This is a genomic window from Pseudomonas sp. GW821-FHT01A09 (assembly GCF_058986725.1).
Genome location: NZ_JBYSWB010000060.1, coordinates 1 through 5,929 on the forward strand (window position 1 = coordinate 1; position 5,929 = coordinate 5,929).

Sequence of the window (5,929 nt, forward strand, 5' to 3'; positions counted from 1 at the left end):
CCCACGGTCTGTACTGTTGGCGCAGTCAGATGCTTAGCGTTCGTCCCACCACCCCTTCAAGTTCTACCATACAAGCACAGCTTGCTGGCGAAGAGGCCAGCAGCCGCACCCACAACCTCAACCCTTGTTCAACGCCTGCGCCGCGGCCAGCACCGCATCCACATGCCCAGGCACCTTCACCCCACGCCATTCCTGACGCAGCACACCTTCCTTGTCGATCAGGAAGGTGCTGCGATCAACGCCCATGTATTCCTTGCCATACAGCTTCTTCAATTTGATCACGTCGAAGTGCTCGCACAGCTCTTCGGTCTTGTCGCTGATCAGTTCGAAGGGGAAACCTTGCTTGGCCTTGAAGTTCTCGTGGGTCTTGAGGCTGTCGCGCGATACGCCGATGACTTCGGTGTTGGCGGCCTTGAAGGCGTCGTACTGGTCACGGAAGCCCTGGCCCTGGGTGGTGCAGCCGGGGGTGTTGTCCTTCGGGTAGAAATACACCACCACCTGGCGGCCCTTGAGCGCGGCGAGGGTGACGGTCTGGCCGCTGGTGGCTGCGGCGGTGAAGTCGGCTACCGGCTGGTCGACGGATACGGTCATCGGATGGTTCCTGCAGTAAAGGAATGATTCGCCGCTGTCCCTGTAGCGAGGGGGCTTGCCTCCGAAAAGATCAGCCCCGATCCAGGGGGAGACGATTTTCGGGGGCGAGCCCCCTCGCTACAGACGAACAGGGCGCTGATTCAGGCGGGATTCTGCGGACGCCACGGCTCGATCAGTGCGTCGAGGTTCAGAGCGTCGGCGAAGTCCAGGAACTGATCGCGCAGCCAGCTGATCTGCACGCCCGGCGGCAAGGTCACGGTGAAAGTGGCGTTGAGCATGGTGCCGCCGGTCTGCGGTGCCTGGTAGGTGTCGCAGGTCAGGTTCTCGAGCTCGACGTTGTGGTCGATGAAGAACTGGCACAGCTCGTTGACGATGTCCGAGCGATAGGCCGCGCTGACGTAGGCCACGTACGGCAACGCCTGCGGGCGGTTTTCCAGCGGTGCGCTGCGCACCACATTGACCGTGAAACCGTGCTTTTTGGCCAAGGGCGCCAGGCTGGTTTCGAGGCGGGCGAGGGCGTCCCAGGTGCCGGAAATCTCCAGCACCAGCGCGCTGCACTCGCCGTGGCGGGTCAGGCGTGAGGTCACGACCGAGCAGCGGCTGTCGTGGGCCGCACGGCACAGGACGTTGGTCAGCTCCATCGGATTAGGGCCAAGAGCACTGATGACAAGGAATTGTTCGCGAACGGTGGGGGTGGACATGCAGCCTCTCTAAAGCGATGAGCGGTCGGCAGGGAAGTCTGGAAGCTGAGTCGCTGCGTGCGTGTCGGTCGTCTCCCGATCGCCGGCGCCAAGGCCGGCCGTGGCCGCCAAAGCACTGCTGTGGCGGGCCGCAAGGCTCAGGATCAGGGGTCTGGACGACGATTGTTCACGCTGCAAGCGAGTCAGCGGGCTTGCCCGTACCGATCAAAGTCTGAAGGGTAGCGAAATCCGGCGCTGAGGGGAATGCTCGTAGCGCGGTACTTCGCTTGTGCAAGCCCGAACGCGCCAGTACCATTACCGCTCTCTTTTTCCGGCAGGAGCGGTTGGCATGATTTCGGGCAGTATGGTGGCATTGGTCACACCCATGGATGCGCAGGGTCGTCTCGACTGGGACAGCCTGAGCAAACTGGTGGACTTCCACCTGCAAGAAGGCACCCATGCCATCGTTGCGGTCGGAACCACCGGTGAGTCCGCAACCCTCGATGTCAACGAGCACATCGAGGTCATTCGTCGCGTCGTCGATCAGGTCGCCGGGCGCATCCCGGTCATCGCCGGCACCGGCGCCAACTCTACCCGTGAAGCGGTCGAGCTGACCACCAACGCCAAAAACGCCGGTGCCGACGCCTGCCTGCTGGTCACGCCGTACTACAACAAGCCGACTCAGGAAGGCCTGTACCAGCACTTCAAGCACGTTGCCGAGGCCGTGGCGATCCCGCAGATCCTCTATAACGTGCCCGGCCGCACCGCCTGCGACATGCTCGCCGACACGGTGATCCGCCTGTCCAGCGTGCCGAACATCATCGGCATCAAGGAAGCCACCGGCGACATCGACCGCGCCAAGGCCATCATCGCCGGTGTCGCCAGCGACTTCCTGGTGCTGTCCGGTGACGACCTGACTGCCGTCGAGCTGATCCTGGCTGGCGGCAAGGGCAATATCTCGGTCACCGCCAACGTCGCCCCGCGTGCCATCGCCGACCTCTGCACCGCCGCCCTCAACGGTGACGCCGCGCTGGCCCGCGCCATCAACGAAAAGCTGATGCCGCTGCACAAGAATCTGTTCCTCGAAGCCAACCCGATCCCGGTCAAGTGGGCTTTGCATGAAATGGGCCTGATGCCCGAAGGCATTCGCCTGCCGCTCACCTGGTTGAGCGCTGACTATCACGAACCGCTGCGGCAGGCCCTGCGCCAGTCCGGCGTCCTGGTTTGATTGAGGAAGAACGACGCATGAAGCGATTGGCCGGTCTTAGTGCTCTTGCCGTGGTTATTTCGAGCACGAGCGGTTGTGGATGGCTCTGGGGTGACCAGGGTTACTTCCGCGATCGCGGCAATGATTATCTGGAGGCCAACCAGGCTCCAGCGATGCAAGTTCCACCCGACCTGACCCTGAGCAAGCGTCTCGACCCACTGCTGCCGATTCCTCGCAACGTCGCTGACGACACCGACCGGGCCAACTTCGAAGTGCCGCGTCCGCTGCCGCTGCAAGTGGCGGCCGCAGCCAGCGACTACTCGCTGCAACGCACCGGTACCGGCAGCTGGATCCTGGCGCAGAAAACCCCTGCCGAAGTCTGGCCGGTGGCGCACCAGTTCTTCGAGGACAACGGCTTCCGTATCGCCGACGATCATCCGCAGACCGGCGAATTCAGCACCACCTGGCAGCGTTTCGACGAGCTTTCCGCCGGCATGGCCGACCGCCTGCGCAGCAGCGCCAGCACCGCCGATGGCCAGGCGCGGGTCCACGTGCGTATCGAGCCGGGCGTGCAGCGCAACACCAGCGAAATCTACATCAGCAGCGTCGAGCGTCCGGCCGGCAGCACGGCCGACAGCGCATTCCCGGGTCGCAGCGCCAACACCGGCCTGGATTCGGTGCTGGTCGACCAGATGCTCGCCAGCATGACCCGCGACGCCGAGAAGGGCGGTTCGGTGTCCCTGCTCGCCGCCCGCGACTTCGACGCCCCGAGCCGCGTCAGTCTGGTCGAAGACGGCAGCGGCAACCTGGTGCTCAACGTCGGCTCCGACATCGACCGTGCCTGGTCGAGCGTCGGCCGCGCGCTGGACAAGGGCCAATGGCGCGTTGAAGACATCAACCGCAGCCTGGGCCTGTACTACATCAACCTGGCGGAAAAAGCCGATACCCCGGCCAACAAGCCTGGCTTCTTCGGTCGTCTGTTCGGCCACGAGGCCAGCAAGGAAGAAATCGAAGCCCGTGCCCAGCGCTATCAAGTGCGCCTGAGCAAGGTCGGCGACAACGTCCAGGTCACCGTCGAGAAGAACATCAACACTGTGGCCCCGGCCGATATCGCCCGCCGCGTGCTGAGCGTGATTCAGGACAACCTGGGTTAAGTGCGCTTCGCCGTACTGGGAAGCGGAAGCCAAGGGAATGGCACACTGATCGCGAGCGAAGACACCCTGGTGCTGGTCGACTGCGGCTTCTCGTTGCGCGAAACCGAACGGCGGCTGACCCGTCTGGGCGTTGCACCGGCACAATTGAGCGCCATCCTGGTGACCCACGAACATGCCGACCACGTGCATGGCGTGGGTCTACTGTCTCGGCGCTACAATATACCGGTCTACCTCAGCCAAGGGACCTTGCGCGGGATGCGCAAGCCGGTCGAAGTGGCGGGCCATGTGGCCTGCGGACAGCAACTGGAAGTCGGTGCCTTGCGCATCGACGTGGTCCGCGTGGCGCACGATGCGCTGGAGCCGACCCAATATGTATTCAGCGATGGCCGGCGGCGTTTCGGCCTGCTCACGGATCTGGGCTCCTGGTGCCCCCGTGTGCGGGACCACTATGAGGGCTGCGACGCCCTGGTGATCGAAGCCAACCATTGCCGCGATCTGCTCGCGCGCGGCCATTACCCGTACTTTCTCAAGCAGCGGGTCGGCGGCAGCGAAGGACATCTGAACAACCATCAGGCTGCCGACCTGGTGGCCGAGCTGGGCTGGAAACACCTGCAACATCTGGTGCTGGCCCACCTCAGCAGCAAGAACAACCTGCCGCAGCTGGCCCGGCAACAATTCGTCGACACCCTCGGGTGCGACCCGGCCTGGCTGCAAATGGCCGATCAAGATTCAGGGCTCGACTGGCGCCACATCGCCTAGCCCACCTACTTAGCAAGCGGAGCCCATCATGGAAAAACGTGAAGAACTCTACCGCGGCAAAGCCAAATCGGTATACAAGACCGACGACGCCGACCGCTTGATTCTGCTGTTTCGCAACGACACCTCGGCGTTCGACGGCAAGCGCATCGAACAGCTCGACCGCAAGGGCATGGTCAACAACAAGTTCAACGCCTTCATCATGCAGAAGCTCGAAGCGGCCGGCATCCCGACCCAATTCGACAAGCTGCTGGCCGACAACGAAGTGCTGGTCAAGAAGCTCGACATGATTCCGGTCGAATGCGTGGTCCGCAACTACGCCGCCGGTAGCCTGGTCAAGCGCCTGGGCGTCGAGGAAGGGCTGAAGCTCAACCCTTACACCTTCGAGCTGTTCCTCAAGGACGACGCCAAGGGCGACCCGTTCATCAACGAATCCCACGTGGTGGCATTCGGTTGGGGCACCGCCGAGCAGTTGGCGAAGATGAAAGAGCTGTCCCTCAAGGTCAACGAGGTGCTGAGCAAGCTGTTCGACGACGCGGGCCTGCTGCTGGTCGACTTCAAGCTGGAATTCGGCGTGTTCAGCGACGGCTCCATCGTCCTGGGTGACGAATTCAGCCCGGACGGCTGCCGCCTGTGGGACAAGGACACCAAGAAGAAAATGGACAAGGACCGCTTCCGCCAGGGCCTCGGTGACGTCATCGAAGCCTACGAAGAAGTTGCCCATCGCCTTGGCGTACCGCTGTAAAGCCTTGCCTGCGCGCAAGCATTTGATAGCACGCAAATTTTTTTGCGTTGGGGGCTTCGCTTCCGGGCAATAGCTTGATATGATGCGCGCCGTTGGAGAGATGCCGGAGTGGCCGAACGGGACGGATTCGAAATCCGTTGTACTGGTGACAGTACCTAGGGTTCAAATCCCTATCTCTCCGCCATTACATGTAAAGCCTCGTAATTCTTTGATTTACGGGGCTTTTTTGTGCCCGGTGGTTTTTCACTTTGCCCACTCGGTTTGCCCACTCCAATCGTCAGCGCTGCTGACGGGAGTTAACACCAAAGCTGACGCTTTGAACGTTATGCACGAAAGCGGTCAGCTTTCAGCGTGATTGCACGTCACAGCGATTCACTTGCCAGCGGCAACGCCATCACCCTGCCGGGTGTACGCCATCCTATACCATGAATACCAAGAACCCGCTCTTGCTTTGCTCTGGCTTCTGTCTGGAAGTGTGCATAAGACGTCAGCGGACGCTGTCAGGGGATAACTCTTATGCTCTGCATCGATGTAGGTCAAAAGCCAAAGCGAGAGCTTTGATGTGTAGTGGCTATGTAATTGATCGGGGTTGATCGGTTCGCTGTGGTGGTGCTCCTCTCGTTGAAGAGAAGCGGCGTTATACTTGCATGCAAAAAATCGTGTCAAGTTTTTCTTGTATTTTGTCTGCGGTTGTGGTGTTCGAGGCACCATGCGCTTTCTGAACGAGCCCCATGAAAGACAGGACACCGTTCCCCCCTTAAGATAAGGGATAGGCAAACGGGTATGTTTATGACTA

The 5,929-nt window shown here is 61.4% G+C and carries 7 protein-coding genes and 1 tRNA gene; 5 read left to right on the forward strand and 3 right to left on the reverse strand.

The genetic code is table 11. The features are described 5' to 3' along the window. Positions 1 to 117 precede the first annotated feature (117 nt). A complete protein-coding gene (locus tag AC3WJP_RS28925; protein ID WP_493724573.1) occupies positions 118 to 591 on the reverse strand; it encodes a peroxiredoxin in 474 nt (157 codons plus the stop codon). Between the two features lie 140 nt (positions 592 to 731). Next, a complete protein-coding gene (locus AC3WJP_RS28930; RefSeq protein ID WP_493724574.1) occupies positions 732 to 1,292 on the reverse strand; it encodes a glycine cleavage system transcriptional repressor in 561 nt (186 codons plus the stop codon). Between the two features lie 328 nt (positions 1,293 to 1,620). Between AC3WJP_RS28930 and dapA the strand changes: the two genes are divergently transcribed. The 5 genes from dapA (at position 1,621) to AC3WJP_RS28955 (ending at position 5,317) form a co-directional block, all read left to right on the forward strand. Then, a complete protein-coding gene (dapA, locus tag AC3WJP_RS28935; protein WP_493724575.1) occupies positions 1,621 to 2,499 on the forward strand; it encodes a 4-hydroxy-tetrahydrodipicolinate synthase in 879 nt (292 codons plus the stop codon). 17 nt (positions 2,500 to 2,516) lie between these two features. Further along, on the forward strand, positions 2,517 to 3,632 hold the full coding sequence (gene bamC / locus AC3WJP_RS28940) for an NlpB/DapX family lipoprotein (protein WP_493724576.1): 1,116 nt from the start codon (positions 2,517 to 2,519) through the stop codon (positions 3,630 to 3,632). Continuing rightward, positions 3,633 to 4,391 (forward strand): MBL fold metallo-hydrolase, encoded by a 759-nt coding sequence (locus tag AC3WJP_RS28945; protein ID WP_493724577.1) that lies wholly within the window; start codon positions 3,633 to 3,635, stop codon positions 4,389 to 4,391. A gap of 28 nt (positions 4,392 to 4,419) precedes the next feature. Next, positions 4,420 to 5,133: a phosphoribosylaminoimidazolesuccinocarboxamide synthase gene (gene purC, locus AC3WJP_RS28950; RefSeq protein ID WP_226503275.1), complete on the forward strand. Its 714-nt coding sequence runs from the start codon at positions 4,420 to 4,422 to the stop codon at positions 5,131 to 5,133. 94 nt (positions 5,134 to 5,227) lie between these two features. Then, positions 5,228 to 5,317 (forward strand) — tRNA-Ser (locus AC3WJP_RS28955). A 188-nt stretch (positions 5,318 to 5,505) separates the two neighbouring features. On the opposite strand, the gene AC3WJP_RS28960 is transcribed toward AC3WJP_RS28955, so the two are convergent. Beyond that, positions 5,506 to 5,929 (reverse strand): hypothetical protein (locus AC3WJP_RS28960; RefSeq protein WP_493724578.1); only part of this gene is annotated, 424 nt, incomplete at its 5' end.

Bases quoted from the DNA above. Each gene is read 5' to 3' on its own strand.
- AC3WJP_RS28925 (WP_493724573.1), bottom strand. From the start codon at position 591: ATGACCGTATCCGTCGACCAGCCGGTAGCCGACTTCACCGCCGCAGCC.
- AC3WJP_RS28930 (WP_493724574.1), bottom strand. From the start codon at position 1,292: ATGTCCACCCCCACCGTTCGCGAACAATTCCTTGTCATCAGTGCTCTT.
- dapA (WP_493724575.1), top strand. From the start codon at position 1,621: ATGATTTCGGGCAGTATGGTGGCATTGGTCACACCCATGGATGCGCAG.
- bamC (WP_493724576.1), top strand. From the start codon at position 2,517: ATGAAGCGATTGGCCGGTCTTAGTGCTCTTGCCGTGGTTATTTCGAGC.
- purC (WP_226503275.1), top strand. From the start codon at position 4,420: ATGGAAAAACGTGAAGAACTCTACCGCGGCAAAGCCAAATCGGTATAC.